Here is a 14,628-nt window from a genome sequence, read left to right as displayed (position 1 = left end):
TGTTGTCGCTCCCCGCTGTCAAGGTTCGTGAAGAAGGCCACTCCGGGGGAGGAACCGTGCAGGGGGCGCGTAGCCTCCCTACTTATGAGTACGACTGCCTCAGACCCGCTTGCTGCCTTGGGCGCCCTGCCGGGCGTCGCCGATGCGGTGGACTCCGTACGCAAGTCCGTGGACAGGGTGTACGGCCACCGTGTCATGCGTCGCCGCAGTAACGAGGTCACCGCGGAGGCGGCCTTGCGGGGTGCGCGTGGCTCAGCGGCGCTCTCGGGCGCGGACTGGAATCTGGAGGAGGTTCGGCGGCGTACGGACTTCAGCGGCGAGGACGAGGCGCGCACGATCGGGGCCGCTTTGAGGCTGACCGCGGAGGCGGGGCAGTTGCTCTCCATCTGGCGGCAGTCGCCACTGCGGGTTCTGGCGCGGCTGCATCTGGTGGCGGCCGGTGGGGCGACTCGTGACGATGCCGTCGGGCGCCCTCGGCTGTCGGGTGAGTCGGTGGACGAGCCGCTCATCGAAGCGCCTGTTCCGGACGCCGATGAAGTCGCAGGGCGTCTGGAAGGGCTGTCTCAGCTGATCATCGCCGGGAGTGAGGCGCCTGCGCTGGTGACGGCGTCGATCGTGCACGGTGAACTGCTGGCGCTGCGCCCCTTCGGCTCGCACAACGGCTTGGTGGCCCGCACCGCTGAACGGATCGTGCTGATCGGCAGCGGACTCGACCCGAAGTCGATCTGCCCCGCCGAAGTGGGCCATGCGGAGCAGGGGCGGGCGGCGTACCTCGCGGGCTTCGAAGGCTACCTCTCCGGGAAGCCGGAGGGCATGGCCGCCTGGATCGCACACTGTGGGCGCTCGGTGGAGCTGGGCACCAGGGAGTCGACGGCGGTGTGCGAAGCACTGCAGCGAGGTGCTGCGTAAGGCACCGGCGCCCGGCGAACGCGCTTGGCGCGGTGCCGGAAAAGGGTTGCGGCGGTACCGATTCCGGTACCGCCGCTGGCATGTCCGCCCAGTTACCAAGCGTCCTCGATATATGCCCATCAGGTCAGGTGCTTTGCCCGTTACCTGGTGCGGCTGGCCCGTAATCGACGGGTCGACGTCGCGTGGGTGCTCGGCTTTCATGCGCGGTCCGTGGGGCCAACTCTGCGTTCGAAGGTCATCCTCTCGGACGTCCTTGGTCTCGCGGGCCGTTGAATCCTTTGTACTCCAGGACCGGGAGTAGCGGAAGTCCTGGCCGCACTTCTTTACTTTTAGGTTCAAATAAGGGTGAGTCGGACACTGTCCGGTTGTGGCTGCCCAGCCGTCGTGAGGCTCCTTCCGGTGTCCGGTCGGGGTGGCAGCCGTCAGGTGGTGATTGAGGCGGCGCGGCGGCGGTTGGTGTACCAGACCAGTCCCGCGGCGAGGGCGGCGGCTCCGACTGCTGCGGCGGCCACGAGAGCCGGGCGCGGCGGCATCGAGAACGCGGGCAGTCGCTGCTTGAGGCGGACCGGTCGATCGAAGACGAGAATCGGCCATTCCCGGAGGACGGCCTCGCGCCTCAATGCTCGGTCAGGGTTGACCGCGTGGGGGTGGCCGACGGACTCCAGCATCGGTACATCGGTGGCGGAGTCGCTGTAGGCGTAGCAGCGCGAAAGGTCGTATCCCTCCGATGCGGCGAGCTCTTTGACGGCCTCGGCCTTCGTCGGCCCGTAGGCGTAGTACTCGATCTCGCCGGTGAAGCAGCCGTCATCGCCGACCACCATCCGGGTCGCGACGACGCGGTCGGCGCCGAGCAGCTCGCCGATCGGTTCGACGACTTCGGCGCCCGAGGTCGACACGATGACCACGTCCCGCCCGGCCGCGTGGTGTTCCTCGATGAGGGTTGCCGCCTCGTCGTAGATGATCGGGTCGATCAGGTCGTGAAGAGTCTCGGCGACGATCTCCTTGACCTGCTGGACGTTCCATCCCTTGCAGAGTGCTGAGAGATATTCGCGCATCCGCTCCATCTGGTCGTGATCGGCGCCCCCGGCGAGGAAGACGAACTGTGTGTACGCGGTGCGCAGTACGGCACGGCGGTTGATCAGCCCGCCTTGGTAGAAGGACTTGCTGAAGGTCAGCGTCGATGACTTCGCAATGACCGTCTTGTCCAGGTCAAAGAAGGCTGCGGTGCGCGGCGAGAAGCAGTTTTCCACAAACGTGAGCATAGGGGCCCACCATTCGGCGTAAACTCCGGCGGGTGGGTTTGCCTGAGAAGGCTCTCGGGTACACCATGGAAGTCACGGATCGTTCGCGACCGTGCTAACCCGGTCCGACTCCTCCCCCCCCGAGTCGGCCGTGGGGACGACCCCCGCTCTCCCCCCCGGCGGGGGTCGTCGCATGTCCGGACGCATTTCTGCCACCTGGAATCAAGCCTTCCCTCCCTTCGCACCTGTACGGGCCCGGACTCTGTCGAGGGCTCACTCAAGCATGTCCCGTCACGCTGTGTAGTGGGAGGGATGCGCTGCGAAAGTCGCCGGTATGAGCTACCGAGATATTCACAACGCTGAAGTTGTCCACAGCTTTTGAGCAAGATCCACATGTTTTTCCGAGGAGTTGCATGTTGATTCCACCCGCGAAGTCCGCGGGTTCCGGAATCGCGCTTCTCGGATCGGTCCGAGATCGCCGCGAACCGTGCTGAAGGGGCAGTGAGAAGGGGGCGGAGATCGTGGCTGGATCCCTCGTACAAGAAGGTCTGCGGATCGATGACGAGCGGCGGGGCGGACCGTTGATCGTGACCGAGGACGTGGAGTTGCTGGACGACCTGCTGAGGCTGTGCGCGGCTGCCGGGGCGGTGCCGGAAGTTCATCAGGGTCCCCTCGGACGGAGGGGCGGCTGGGAACAGGCCCCGATGGTCCTGGTGGGTGATGACGCGGCCCTCCGGTGTCGGGGCGCGGCCCGAAGGAGGGGGGTGATGCTCGTCGGGCGGGACCAGGACGACCCGGGCGTGTGGCGCCGGGCGGTGGAGATCGGGGCCGAATACGTCCTGCGGCTTCCCGATTCCGAGGCCTGGCTCGTCGACCAGATCGCCAATGCGGCGGAAGGCGTCGGCCGTCCCGCGCTCACCGTTGGTGTGATGGGAGGACGGGGCGGCTCCGGCGCGTCCACGCTGGCCTGCGCGCTCGCGGTGACGGCAGCCAGGTCGGGCAGGCGAACAATGCTGATCGACGGTGATCCCTTGGGTGGCGGCATCGACGTACTGCTCGGGGGTGAAGGGAACGACGGAATGCGATGGCCGGATTTCGCCCGTTCCAAAGGCAGGGTCGGCAGCGGCGCACTGGAAGAGTCCTTGCCCGCGCTGCACGGCCTGCGCGTGCTCAGTTGGGGGCGGGACGACGAGGTGGTCATCCCGCCGCAGGCCATGCAGGCGGTCCTCGCGGCCGCACGCCGGCTCGGCGGGGTGGTCGTCGTGGACCTGCCGCGCAGGGTCGACGCAAGTGTCGCCGAGGCTCTTGCACAACTGGATCTCGGGCTGCTGGTGGTGCCTGGAGAGCTCAGGGCGGTGGCGGCAGCCAAACGCGTCGCGTCGGCGGCCGGAATGGTGCTGGAGGACCTCCGGGTCGTCGCGCGGGGCCCCTATGCGGCAGGGCTCGACGAGCAGTGGGTGGCCCACGCGCTCGGCCTCCCCCTTGTCGGAGATCTGCCCCGGGAAACCGGGCTGTCGGCGTCACAGGACGGTGGCAGGCCGCCGGGGTCCGATCCCCGCGGTCCACTGGCCCGGTTCTGTACGGCGTTCTGGGATCTGGCGGACGCCCCGGGCAGCGGGGGCGGCCTTGTCGCAGGGCGTTCCGGGGGAGGCGTGTCATGACAGAGGCACTGCTCGACGCGGTTCGCCAGCGCCTTGCCCGCAGCGGCGAGGCACCGACCCCGGCCGGCGTGGCGGCCGCCCTCAGGGCGCAGGGCCGCCTGCTCGGCGATGCGGAAGTACTGGGAGCGGCCGAGGAGTTGCGCGGCGAACTGGTCGGTACGGGAGTACTGGAAAGGCTGCTGGCTGACCCGGCGGTGACCGACGTACTGGTGTCCGCGCCGGACCGGGTGTGGGTGGACCGGGGAGGCGGACTCGAGCTGACCGGAGTCACTTTTCCGGATGCGGCAGCCGTCCGGAGACTGGCGCAGAGGCTCGCCGCTGTAGCAGGACGCCGACTGGACGACGCTCGGCCGTGGGTGGACGCGAGGCTGCCCGACGGGACGCGGATGCATGCGGTGCTGCCGCCGGTGTCCGTGGGATCGACATGCCTGTCGCTGCGGGTGGTTCGGCCCCGGGCCTTCGCTCTTGCGGAGCTTGTCGGGGCGGGCACGGTTCCGCCCGGCGGTGACCGGTTCCTGACGGCGCTGGTCGAGGCGAGGGTCTCGTACCTGATCAGCGGAGGGACCGGTGCGGGCAAGACGACCTTGCTGTCGAGCCTCCTGGGCGCAGTCGGGGAGCAGGAACGCATCGTGCTCGCCGAGGATTCGGCGGAACTGCGCCCGGACCACCCGCACGTGGTGCGCCTGGAGTCGCGCCCTGCCAATCAGGAAGGGGCGGGGCGGGTGACGCTGCGGGACCTGGTTCGCCAGGCCCTGCGCATGCGACCCGACCGGCTGGTGGTGGGAGAGGTTCGAGGCGCCGAGGTGACGGAGTTGCTGGCCGCGCTGAACACCGGACACGAAGGTGGATGCGGCACGGTGCACGCCAACGCTGCAGAGCACGTCCCGGCCCGCCTGGAAGCCCTGGGGACTGCCGCGGGGCTCGACCGGGCCGCGCTGCACAGCCAGTTGGCGGCCGCGCTGTCCGTGGTGCTCCATCTCGTACGGGACCGCGCGGGGCAGCGGAAGCTCGCCGAAGTGCACGTGCTGGAGCGGGATCCGGCGGGTCTCGTGGTCACGGTGCCCGCGCTGCGCTGGAGCGCTGATGGATTCGTCCGGGACCGCGGCTGGGAGCAGCTCGGGTCGCTCGTCGGGGGTGCGCTGTGACAACTGCCGGCCCGGGTCCCCTGATGCACGCACTGGCATTGGTCATGGCCGTCTGCGCGGGCCTGGCGGGCGGGTTGACGGTGCTACGGGATCCGGGAGTGCGGCGGGCGCGGGCGTTGTTCGGGGCGGGAGGACCGCAGCGGTGGGGGCTTGGGGCCGTTTGGGCCGTGGTCCGGACCCACTTCGATACGAGACGTGAATGGCTGTGTGCCCCTGTAGTGGTGTTTCTCGCGGTGCTTGGGCAATCGGTGCTGCCCCTGCTCGCGGGGGCGGCGGCGGTGCCTCTGGTGCGGCGATGGCTGCGGCGGCGGGCGTTGCGGGGTGAGCGGGAGCGGGCGGCCGAAGCGGTGGCGGCGCTCTGTGGGGCTGTGGTGGGTGAGCTCCGGGCAGGACGCGAGCCGGGGCAGGCGTTGCTCGCCGCCGGACGGAACGCGAGGGCTTTGGGCAGGGCGGAGGCCGCGGTGCTGGCGGCTGCGCGGTTCGGCGGTGATGTGCCCGGCGCATTACGTCAGGCGTCGGCCGGACCAGGCCTGGACGGGCTCGCAGGGGTGGCGGCCTGCTGGCGGGTGGCGGTCGACGGCGGGGCAGGTCTCGCCGCCGGTCTGGACCGTGTGGAAGCGGCCCTGAAGGCCGAGCGGCGTCGGCGGGAGGAGCTGCGGGCGCAACTGGCGGGCGCGTGGTCGACGGTCGTGGTGCTGGCCTTGCTGCCGGTGGTGGGCCTGGGGCTGGGGGCGGCGCTCGGTGCGGACCCGCTGAGGGTGCTGCTGCACAGCCCGGGAGGACTGGCCTGTCTGGTGACAGGTGGCCTGCTGGAGGCGGCGGGGCTGTTCTGGGCGGGGCGGATCGTCCGGGCAGGGGAGGCGCCGTGAGCTGGCTCCCCGAAGAGGTACACCGGCTCGGTGTTGCCGGAGCGGTTCTGGGCGCGGCTGTGTATGCGGCCCTGGCCCTTGCCGGAAGGCGGCAGGAGCGGGCGATACGCGGACGGGGTGCGCTGTTGTTGGCCGTCTGCTCCGGAAGTCCGCGGCGGGTGTGGCGGTTCCAGCGAGTGGGGGGCAGGGGCCGTGCCCAGCGGTGGGCGATGCTCCTGGGCGTCTGGGCGACCGGCTGGATCCTCGTCGGTGGGCCGGCCGGCTGGGTGGTCGGGCTCGTTGCGGCCTACGGGGTGTGGCGGTGGCAGCGATCCGCGCGAGGTCGAGAGGCCGGTGCTCGGGAAGCGGCGGCCGAGGCCGCGGTAGTGACCCGGCAATTGCCCCTGGCGGCAGATCTGTTGACGGCCTGCATCTCGGCGGGCGCCGGTCCGCGGGAGGCTGCGGAGGCTGTTGGGGAATCCATAGGCGGTCCGGTCGGCGACCGGCTGGCCCGCACGGCGGCTGAGATCCGGCTGGGGGGCGAACCAGCCGATGCGTGGGGGCGGTTCGGAGCAATACCGGGCGCCGGCCCACTGGCCCGTTGTCTGGAACGGGCCGGGGCGACGGGGGCGCCGGCAGCGGAGGCGGTCTCCCGCCTGGCCGACGAGATGCGTGCCGAGCGGGCGAGTGCCGCCGTGGCACGTGCCCAGCGTGCGGGCGTGTTGATCACCGCCCCCGTCGGGCTCTGCTTCCTGCCCGCCTTTCTGGCGGTGGGGGTGGCGCCGGTGGTGATCGGGCTTGCGGCAGGCCTGCTGCACGGCAATTGACAGAAGTCACGGGTGCCCTGTTCGGGCATCCGCTCTGAACCAAATTCGAAGATCAACGGGGGCCGAGATGGGAAAGAACGTCATGGGTCGAGCGCTGAGCGTGGTGCGCCGTGTGTGGATGGACAGGTCTGTCCGGTCCCGCCGGCAGGACCGAGGGATGACTACGTCCGAGTACGCGGTGGGAACCATCGCGGCCTGTGCGTTCGCGGCAGTGCTCTACAAGGTGGTCACCAGCGGGCCTGTCCTGGCGGCGATGCAGTCGCTGATCAAGGACGCGCTCGATGCGAAGTTCTGAGTCGGACCGGATGGTGGGCCGACCCGGGGACCGCGGCCGGGACCGGGACCGACCCAGGGGCCGGGATCGGGATCGCGGCGCTGTGACGGCGGAGGCTGCGATGGCCATCCCCGTGCTGGTGGCGTTCGCCCTGGCCCTGGTGTGGGCACTGGTTGCGGCCGCGGACCAGATCAGATGTGTGGACGCCGCACGGGCCGGGGCGCGTGCGGCGGCACGCTCGGAGCCGGAGGCGGCGGTGCTCGCCGCGGTGCGGGAATCGGCGCCGGGCCGGGCACGGGTCGCTGTGCAGCGGACCGGGGAGCTGTGGCAGGTCCGGGTGGAGGCTCCGACGCCGGGGCCGGGGCCGCTTGCTCTGACGTTGAGTGCAGTAGCGGTTGCGTCGGCTGAGGACATGGTCGGAGCCGAGCCGGCGGGCGCGGAGTCGTGAAAGGGGAAGAGGCGTGAAGGGGGTTGGGGAGAGGCGCGGGCCGGGGGAGAGGGCCAGGCCTCGGGACCAAGGGCTGGCGACCGTATGGGTTGCCATGACGACGGCGACGCTGTGCGCGGTGTTCGCGGTGGTGCTTGCGCTGGGGCAGGCCGTGGCTGCCCGCCACAAGGCGGCCGGTGCGGCGGACCTGGCGGCCCTCGCTGCGGCGGACGGCGCGCTGCGCGGCGCATCTGAGGCATGCGGGGCGGCGAGGCGTGTAGCGGGCGCACAGGGGGCGGAGGTGGTGCGGTGCGCGATCCAGGGCGAGATTGCCGACGTGACGGCCCGCGCGCGCTTTGGCCCGTACACGCCGCAGGTCAGGTCCCGAGCGGGGCCATCGGTGGCCGGGCCGTCCAACCCGCCGCCGCTGTCGGCCGCCGCCGCACCGCTGTCTGCCACGCCACTGCCGTAAGGCCAGCTTCTGCCGCCGTCCGCCACGCCGGCGTCGGCCGGAGAAGCGAAGCCGACTGGGTCTGCGACACCGACCAGCTCTGCGGCGCCCGGGATTCTGCTGCGTGCCGCAACGCCCGCCGGTTCGCCCCCCCGGGACTCCGCCCCCACGTTCCGCAACCCCACCGGCCCGGGACCCGCCCGAGACTCCACCACGTTCAGGAACCCCCACCGGCTCAGAACACCGCCCCGGGAACCCGGCACCGGCCCGGCCCTGCGGACCTGTTGCTCTGCCCTGCGACCCCGGCACGTCGACTCAGCCCTGAAACGTCGGCTCAGCCCTGAAACGCAGGCACAGCCCTGGGGCGCCGACACAGCCCTGCACCACCTGCCCGGCCCGGACCGCCGTACGAGTGTCTAGCCTTCGGCGGGCTTCGTCTCGGGACGGTCGTCTCCGGGGTCCGGGAGTGCGGTTCTGAGGAGTTCGGTGAGCAGGCGAACGGCACCCCGTTTGTGCAGCGGTTCGTTGCCGTTGCCGCACTTGGGGGACTGGATGCAGGAGGGGCAGCCCGCCTCGCACTCGCAGGAAGCGATGGCCTGGCGGGTCGCCGTCAGCCACGTGCGGGCGGTGTGGAAGGCCCGTTCGGAGAATCCGGCGCCGCCCGGGTGGCCGTCGTACACAAAAACGGTCGGGAGCAGCGTGTCCGGGTGAAGCGGTACGGAGACACCGCCGATGTCCCAGCGGTCGCAGGTGGCGAAGAGCGGCAGCATCCCGATCGAAGCGTGTTCGGCGGCGTGGAGGGCGCCACCGAGGATCTCGGGATTGATCCTGGCCGCATCGAGCTGATCCTCGGTGACCGTCCACCACACGGCACGGGTGCGCAGGGTGCGGGGCGGCAGGTCGAGCTTCGTCTCGCCGAGGACCTCTCCCGTGATCACCCTGCGACGCAGGAAGGAGACGACCTGGTTGGTGACCTCCACCGAGCCGAAGCAGAGCCGTCCGTCGCCCCACGGGATCTCGGTGTCGGTCTCCAGCACGGCGATGGCGGTGGTGTCGCGGGCGGTGGTCGAGTACGGCGGGACGGCTTCCTCGACGAGGGCCACCGAGTCCTCCAGATCCAGTTTCCGGACCAGGTAGGTGCGTCCTTGGTGGAGGTGGACGGCGCCCTCGTGAACCGCGGTGTGTGCGGCCGATTCGTCGACGGTGCCCAGCAGCCGGCCGGTCCCTTCCTCGACGATCTGGACAGGGCGACCGCCGCCGCCACGGATGTCGGTGAGGTCGGCGGCCCGTTCGCGGCGGGTCCAGTGCCAGCCCGCCGCCCGTCTGCGCAGCAGCTTCGCCGCCTCCAGCTGCGGCAGCAGTTCGGGCACCGCGGGGCCGAAGAGGGCGATGTCGGCTTCGGTGAGCGGGAGCTCCGAGGCCGCGGCACACAGGTGCGGGGCGAGGACGTACGGGTTGTCCGGGTCGAGGACCGTCGACTCCACGGGTTGCTGGAACAGGGCCTCGGGGTGGTGGACGAGGAAGGTGTCCAGCGGGTCGTCCCTGGCTACGAGGATGGCCAGGGCGCCCTGGCCGGAGCGTCCGGCGCGCCCGGCCTGTTGCCACAGGGATGCCCTGGTACCCGGATATCCGGCGATGACGACGGCATCCAGGCCCGAGACGTCGATGCCGAGCTCCAGGGCCGTGGTGGCGGCCAGTCCGAGCAGCTCCCCGGAGTGCAGGGCGCGCTCCAGGGCGCGGCGCTCCTCGGGCAGGTAGCCGCCGCGGTAGGCGGCGATCCGCTTCGGCAGGGAGGGGTCCACCTCGGCCAGGCGTTCCTTGGCGATGACGGAGATGAGCTCGGCGCCGCGCCGGGAGCGTACGAAGGCGACCGAGCGGACTCCCTGGAGGGTCAGATCGGTCAGGATCTCGGCGGTCTCGGCCGTGGCGGTACGGCGGACGGGAGCCCCCTTCTCGCCGTGCAGCTCCGTCAGCGGCGGCTCCCAGAGGGCGAAGACCGTCTCGCCGCGGGGCGAGGCGTCGTCGGCGACCTCCTTGACGGGCAGGCCCGTGAGACGGCCCGCAGCGACCGAGGGCTGGGCCGCGGTGGCGGAGGCGAGGAGGAAGACCGGATCGGAGCCGTAGCGGGCACACAGGCGGCGCAGACGGCGTAGTACCTGGGCCACGTGGGACCCGAACACGCCGCGGTAGGTGTGGCATTCGTCGATGACGACGAAGCGCAGGGCGCGCAGGAAGGAGGCCCAGCGGGGGTGGGAGGGAAGTATTCCCCGGTGCAGCATGTCGGGGTTCGTCAGGACGTAGTTGGCGTACTGGCGCACCCATTCGCGTTCTTCGACCGGCGTGTCGCCGTCGTAGACGGCCGGGCGGACGGTGGTGCCGAGCGGTGCGGCGAGCGCCTTCACCGAGCGCCGCTGGTCGGCGGCGAGGGCCTTGGTGGGCGCGAGGTACAGGGCGGTGGCGCCTCGGCCGTTCGGGGCCTGTGAGCCGTCGAGGAGGGTGCTCAGGACCGGGGCGAGGTAGGCGAGGGACTTGCCGGACGCCGTTCCGGTGGCGATCACGACGGATTCGCCGTCGAGGGCGTACTCGGCGGCGGCGGCCTGGTGCGCCCACGGATGGTCGATTCCGGCCCGGGCAATTGCCGCGATCACTTCTGGCCGGATGCGATCCGGCCAGATGGCATGGGTTCCCGCGCGCGGGGGCAAGTGCTCCGTATGAGTGATGCGCGCAGCCCGGCCCGCCCCTGCGGCGAGCCGGTCGAGGACCGTGTCGGGAGAGGGGCGGGAACCCCCGCTCGCGGGCGGTCGACTGGGACGGTGATTCTTGGCCATCGGCATCGAGTGTGTCACTGGCGTGACGGACAATGGTCCCAAGGCGTCGTGCATGGCTGCTGGTAAGTGATTGAATGCCATCGCGGCTGGCGATCCGTCCCCTGGCCTCCGTCGGGGAGACTGAGGGGCGACCGCTCGATAGCAAGGTGCTGGAGGATCCGTGGACCTGTCCCTGTCGACTCGCAATGTGTCCGGCCCTGGTGGCGACCGTACGGTCGTCGAGGTCGGTGGCGAGATTGATGTGTATACCGCGCCCAAGCTGCGCGAGCAGTTGGTCGAGTTGGTGAATGACGGCAGCTACCACCTGGTTGTCGACATGGAAGGTGTCGATTTCCTCGACTCCACCGGCCTCGGCGTGCTCGTGGGCGGCTTGAAGCGTGTCCGGGCCCATGAGGGCTCGCTGCGACTGGTGTGCAACCAGGAGCGCATTCTCAAGATCTTCCGGATCACCGGTCTGACCAAGGTGTTTCCCATTCACACCACGGTCGACGAGGCTGTGGCGGCCACCGACTGACGTCGGTGCAGGCCGGCCGTTCCTAGGCCGGTCGGCAGGCTGTGACAGGCCGACGGGCGGCAGCAGACGGGCCGCCAGGAGCAGGCGGTCGACCCTTTTGGTCGACTGCCGGCTTCGTCGGTTTCCGGTGGAGAGTTGAGAGCAGGGGTACCGGGCGCCACGCCCGGGCCCCTGAGAAGCACGCCCGTACGTTTGAGGGGGATGGCATGCCAACCGTTGAACTCCGCTTCAGCGCTCAGCCCGAACACGTCAGGACGGCCCGCCTCGTGGCAGCCGCCGTGGCACGTAGGGCAGGCGTCGACGAGGCGGTGCTCGACGAGGTCAGACTCGCCGTCGGCGAGGCGTGCAGTCGCGCTGTCGGGCTGCACCGCAGTCATGACATCACCGCTCCGGTCACCGTCGTTCTGACCGAGGAGGAGAAGGCGTTCTCCATCGAGGTCGGCGACGGAGTGCCCGGCCCCGGCAGTGACACCTCACCGGCGGGAGCGAACGGCGGCGGAGCCGGGGGACTCGACGAGCCGGATGCCGATGTCGAGGACGAGATGGGTCTCGCCGTCATCAGCGGGCTGGTCGACGACGTGGAAGTCCGTTCGGGCACGGATGGCGGAGTGATCCGTATGACGTGGCCGACGGCGTCGGCGGTCGTGCTTCCCTGAGGTGTGCCGCGGCTTCCTGCGAGACGTGTGATCAAAATTTTCGGGCCCTGCTGAGCAGGGCCTTTTTCATGTGCGCTTGATCGATGATCTATGAATGTCCGACGGGTGCCATGCGGCTGTCCCATTACTGTATTCGGGTGGAATCCCGGAAGAGATCATTTGTCATTGGGTGGGCGGTAGCCGATTTCATTGACCACCCACTGTTTTGATCCGCTTCTGCTCCCTACAATCCGTCCACGTCTTGAGCGCTGAGCGTCAAGGAGGACGTATGGCGGAGTTCTTCAACACCCCACTCGCAGAACTGACGCACGTTTCCGTACCTTCCGGCCGGCCCACCTCACTCGCAGCCGCGGTACTCACTGATGACAACCGGCTGATCGTCGTCGTCATCGCGGCCGTGGCCCTCGCCGCACTGGTCGTGGCCCAGCTGCTGGTTCGCCAGGTCCTGGCGGCCGGTGAGGGCACCGACCGGATGAAGGAGATCGCGGCTGCCGTCCAGGAGGGCGCGAACGCCTATCTGGCCCGGCAGCTGCGTACCGTCGGCATCTTTGCCGTCGTCGTGTTCTTCCTGCTTCTGCTGCTGCCGGCCGACAACTGGTCACAGCGTGCGGGCCGCTCGTTGTTCTTCCTGGTGGGGGCGCTTTTCTCGGCGGCCACCGGATACATCGGTATGCGGCTCGCCGTGCGAAGCAATGTGCGTGTTGCCGCTGCTGCGCGTGAAGCGACTCCTGCGGAGGGCGAGCCGGAAAAGGATCTCACCGTCGTCTCGCACAAAGCGATGAAGATCGCTTTCCGTACGGGCGGTGTGGTCGGCATGATCACGGTGGGCCTCGGTCTGCTCGGCGCCTCCTGCGTCGTCCTCGTCTACGCCGCCGACGCGCCCAAGGTGCTGGAGGGATTTGGCCTCGGCGCGGCGTTGATCGCCATGTTCATGAGGGTCGGTGGTGGCATCTTCACCAAGGCCGCCGACGTGGGTGCCGACCTCGTGGGCAAGGTGGAGCAGGGCATTCCCGAGGACGATCCGCGTAACGCCGCCACCATCGCGGACAACGTGGGCGACAACGTCGGTGACTGTGCAGGGATGGCCGCCGACCTCTTCGAGTCGTACGCGGTGACGCTCGTCGCCGCACTCATCCTCGGCAAGGCTGCCTTCGGCGATGCCGGGCTGGCCTTTCCGCTGATCGTTCCGGCGATCGGTGTGCTCACCGCGATGATCGGGATCTTCGCGGTCGCCCCCCGGCGAGCCGACCGCAGCGGGATGACGGCCATCAACCGTGGGTTCTTCATCTCCGCGGTGATCTCCTTGGTCCTGGTCGCGGTGGCGGTCTTCGTGTATCTGCCGTCCTCGTACGCGGACCTGGACGGGGTCACCGACGGTGCGATCTCCTCGCACGGCGGCGACCCGCGGGTCTTCGCCCTGGTCGCGGTCGCCATCGGCATCGTGCTCGCCGCACTGATCCAGCAGCTCACGGGCTACTTCACCGAGACCAACCGCCGTCCCGTCCGGGACATCGGGAAGTCTTCCCTGACCGGCCCGGCGACCGTGATTCTCGCCGGCATCTCCATCGGCCTGGAGTCTGCCGTCTACACCGCGCTGCTGATCGGTCTCGGTGTCTACGGGGCGTTCCTGCTCGGTGGGACATCGATCATGCTGGCGCTCTTCGCTGTGGCCCTCGCCGGGACCGGCCTCCTCACCACCGTGGGTGTCATCGTGGCGATGGACACCTTCGGCCCGGTCTCCGACAACGCTCAGGGCATCGCCGAGATGTCGGGTGACGTCACAGGCGCCGGGGCCCAGGTCCTCACCGACCTGGACGCCGTCGGCAACACCACCAAGGCGATCACCAAGGGCATCGCGATCGCCACCGCGGTGCTTGCGGCTTCGGCGCTCTTCGGCTCGTACCGCGACGCGATCGCGACGGCGGTCGACGACGTCGGGGCCGAGGCGGGGGAGTTGGGACTGAGCCTGGACATCTCGCAGCCCAACAACCTGGTCGGTCTGATCCTCGGCGCCGCCGTCGTGTTCCTCTTCTCGGGGCTGGCCATCAACGCGGTCTCCCGTTCCGCGGGGTCCGTGGTCTACGAGGTGCGGCGTCAGTTCCGCGAGCATCCCGGGATCATGGATTACACGGAGAAACCGGAGTACGGGCGCGTCGTCGACATCTGCACCAAGGACGCGCTGCGCGAGCTGGCGACCCCCGGGCTGCTCGCCGTCCTGGCCCCGATCGCGGTCGGGTTCACCCTGGGTGTCGGCGCGCTCGGCTCGTATCTCGCGGGGGCGATCGCCACCGGGACCCTGATGGCCGTCTTCCTCGCCAACTCCGGCGGGGCGTGGGACAACGCCAAGAAGCTCGTCGAGGACGGCAACCACGGCGGAAAGGGCAGTGAGGCCCATGCCGCGACGGTCATCGGTGACACGGTCGGTGACCCGTTCAAGGACACGGCTGGTCCGGCGATCAACCCGCTCCTGAAGGTGATGAACCTGGTGGCACTCCTCATCGCCCCTGCGGTGGTGCAGTTCAGCTACGGCGATGACGCGAGTGCGGGAGTGCGAGCGGTGGTCGCGGTGTTCGCCATCGTCGTCATCATCGGAGCGGTCTACGTCTCCAAGCGGCGCGGGATCGCCATGGGTGACGACGACGGATCCGACGACGACGGTGGACGCCCCGCCAAGTCCACTGATCCTGCTGCTGTTTCGTGAGCGGTACGGAGAAGGGCGGGTGCCCGCGTAGGTAGCACCTGGTCAGAGCAGGGGCGGGCGGCACATTCTGATGTGCCGTCCGCCCCTCTCCGTGCTCGGGAGACTCCACTCGTGCGAGGGAGTGTCAGCACGAGTGGCCGGGCGTT

13 protein-coding genes are annotated in these 14,628 nt (G+C 69.8%); 11 read left to right on the top strand and 2 right to left on the bottom strand.

From position 1 onward, the window contains the following. Nucleotides 1–84: 84 nt before the first annotated feature. Nucleotides 85–909 (top strand): oxidoreductase, encoded by an 825-nt coding sequence (locus ABZS61_RS05910; protein WP_356416723.1) that lies wholly within the window; start codon nucleotides 85–87, stop codon nucleotides 907–909. Between the two features lie 422 nt (nucleotides 910–1,331). On the opposite strand, the gene ABZS61_RS05905 is transcribed toward ABZS61_RS05910, so the two are convergent. Continuing rightward, nucleotides 1,332–2,171 carry an HAD-IB family hydrolase gene (locus tag ABZS61_RS05905; RefSeq protein WP_356416721.1) on the bottom strand — a complete coding sequence of 280 codons (840 nt, stop codon included), beginning with the start codon at nucleotides 2,169–2,171 and terminating at the stop codon, nucleotides 1,332–1,334. Between the two features lie 500 nt (nucleotides 2,172–2,671). Here ABZS61_RS05905 and ssd point away from each other — a divergent pair, with 500 nt between their 5' ends. The 7 genes from ssd (at nucleotide 2,672) to ABZS61_RS05870 (ending at nucleotide 7,804) form a co-directional block, all read left to right on the top strand. Then, a complete protein-coding gene (gene ssd, locus ABZS61_RS05900) occupies nucleotides 2,672–3,811 on the top strand; it encodes a septum site-determining protein Ssd (RefSeq protein WP_356416719.1) in 1,140 nt (379 codons plus the stop codon). Continuing rightward, nucleotides 3,808–4,956: a TadA family conjugal transfer-associated ATPase gene (locus ABZS61_RS05895; protein WP_356416717.1), complete on the top strand. Its 1,149-nt coding sequence runs from the start codon at nucleotides 3,808–3,810 to the stop codon at nucleotides 4,954–4,956. Before ssd ends, ABZS61_RS05895 begins: the two co-directional genes overlap by 4 nt. Before the next feature lie 23 nt (nucleotides 4,957–4,979). Then, the gene (locus tag ABZS61_RS05890; protein ID WP_356416714.1) at nucleotides 4,980–5,825 is read left to right on the top strand and encodes a type II secretion system F family protein; all 846 of its coding nucleotides are present in this window, start codon (nucleotides 4,980–4,982) and stop codon (nucleotides 5,823–5,825) included. Beyond that, nucleotides 5,822–6,631 (top strand): type II secretion system F family protein, encoded by an 810-nt coding sequence (locus ABZS61_RS05885; RefSeq protein ID WP_356416712.1) that lies wholly within the window; start codon nucleotides 5,822–5,824, stop codon nucleotides 6,629–6,631. Before ABZS61_RS05890 ends, ABZS61_RS05885 begins: the two co-directional genes overlap by 4 nt. 118 nt (nucleotides 6,632–6,749) lie before the next feature. Further along, nucleotides 6,750–6,926 (top strand): DUF4244 domain-containing protein, encoded by a 177-nt coding sequence (locus ABZS61_RS05880; protein WP_356416710.1) that lies wholly within the window; start codon nucleotides 6,750–6,752, stop codon nucleotides 6,924–6,926. A gap of 10 nt (nucleotides 6,927–6,936) precedes the next feature. After that, nucleotides 6,937–7,353, top strand: coding sequence for a TadE family type IV pilus minor pilin (locus ABZS61_RS05875; protein WP_356417154.1), 417 nt, complete (start codon nucleotides 6,937–6,939; stop codon nucleotides 7,351–7,353). 13 nt (nucleotides 7,354–7,366) lie between these two features. Further along, nucleotides 7,367–7,804, top strand: a complete 438-nt coding sequence (locus ABZS61_RS05870; protein ID WP_356416708.1) for an Rv3654c family TadE-like protein — start codon at nucleotides 7,367–7,369, stop codon at nucleotides 7,802–7,804. Nucleotides 7,805–8,199: 395 nt separating this feature from the next. Here the strand turns inward: ABZS61_RS05870 and ABZS61_RS05865 are convergent, their stop codons facing one another. Further along, on the bottom strand, nucleotides 8,200–10,692 hold the full coding sequence (locus ABZS61_RS05865) for a DEAD/DEAH box helicase (protein WP_356416706.1): 2,493 nt from the start codon (nucleotides 10,690–10,692) through the stop codon (nucleotides 8,200–8,202). Nucleotides 10,693–10,771: 79 nt separating this feature from the next. On the opposite strand from ABZS61_RS05865, the gene ABZS61_RS05860 reads away from it, so the two are divergent. From ABZS61_RS05860 to ABZS61_RS05850, 3 genes are all read left to right on the top strand, one after another. After that, on the top strand, nucleotides 10,772–11,125 hold the full coding sequence (locus ABZS61_RS05860) for an STAS domain-containing protein (protein WP_003967428.1): 354 nt from the start codon (nucleotides 10,772–10,774) through the stop codon (nucleotides 11,123–11,125). A gap of 206 nt (nucleotides 11,126–11,331) precedes the next feature. Next, on the top strand, nucleotides 11,332–11,781 hold the full coding sequence (locus ABZS61_RS05855; protein ID WP_356416704.1) for an ATP-binding protein: 450 nt from the start codon (nucleotides 11,332–11,334) through the stop codon (nucleotides 11,779–11,781). A 268-nt stretch (nucleotides 11,782–12,049) separates the two neighbouring features. Then, nucleotides 12,050–14,482: a sodium-translocating pyrophosphatase gene (locus ABZS61_RS05850; RefSeq protein WP_356416702.1), complete on the top strand. Its 2,433-nt coding sequence runs from the start codon at nucleotides 12,050–12,052 to the stop codon at nucleotides 14,480–14,482. Nucleotides 14,483–14,628 lie beyond the last annotated feature (146 nt).

The sequence above is a fragment of the Streptomyces sp. NPDC005566 genome (assembly GCF_040605575.1).
Classification (GTDB): domain Bacteria; phylum Actinomycetota; class Actinomycetes; order Streptomycetales; family Streptomycetaceae; genus Streptomyces.
The sequence above is the reverse complement of the archived record's forward strand: the minus strand, read 5'-3'. Positions and strand labels throughout refer to the sequence as shown.

Bases quoted from the DNA above. Each gene is read 5' to 3' on its own strand.
- ABZS61_RS05910 (WP_356416723.1), top strand. From the start codon at position 85: ATGAGTACGACTGCCTCAGACCCGCTTGCTGCCTTGGGCGCCCTGCCG.
- ABZS61_RS05905 (WP_356416721.1), bottom strand. From the start codon at position 2,171: ATGCTCACGTTTGTGGAAAACTGCTTCTCGCCGCGCACCGCAGCCTTC.
- ABZS61_RS05895 (WP_356416717.1), top strand. From the start codon at position 3,808: ATGACAGAGGCACTGCTCGACGCGGTTCGCCAGCGCCTTGCCCGCAGC.
- ABZS61_RS05890 (WP_356416714.1), top strand. From the start codon at position 4,980: ATGCACGCACTGGCATTGGTCATGGCCGTCTGCGCGGGCCTGGCGGGC.
- ABZS61_RS05880 (WP_356416710.1), top strand. From the start codon at position 6,750: ATGGACAGGTCTGTCCGGTCCCGCCGGCAGGACCGAGGGATGACTACG.
- ABZS61_RS05875 (WP_356417154.1), top strand. From the start codon at position 6,937: ATGGTGGGCCGACCCGGGGACCGCGGCCGGGACCGGGACCGACCCAGG.
- ABZS61_RS05865 (WP_356416706.1), bottom strand. From the start codon at position 10,692: ATGGCATTCAATCACTTACCAGCAGCCATGCACGACGCCTTGGGACCA.
- ABZS61_RS05855 (WP_356416704.1), top strand. From the start codon at position 11,332: ATGCCAACCGTTGAACTCCGCTTCAGCGCTCAGCCCGAACACGTCAGG.
- ABZS61_RS05850 (WP_356416702.1), top strand. From the start codon at position 12,050: ATGGCGGAGTTCTTCAACACCCCACTCGCAGAACTGACGCACGTTTCC.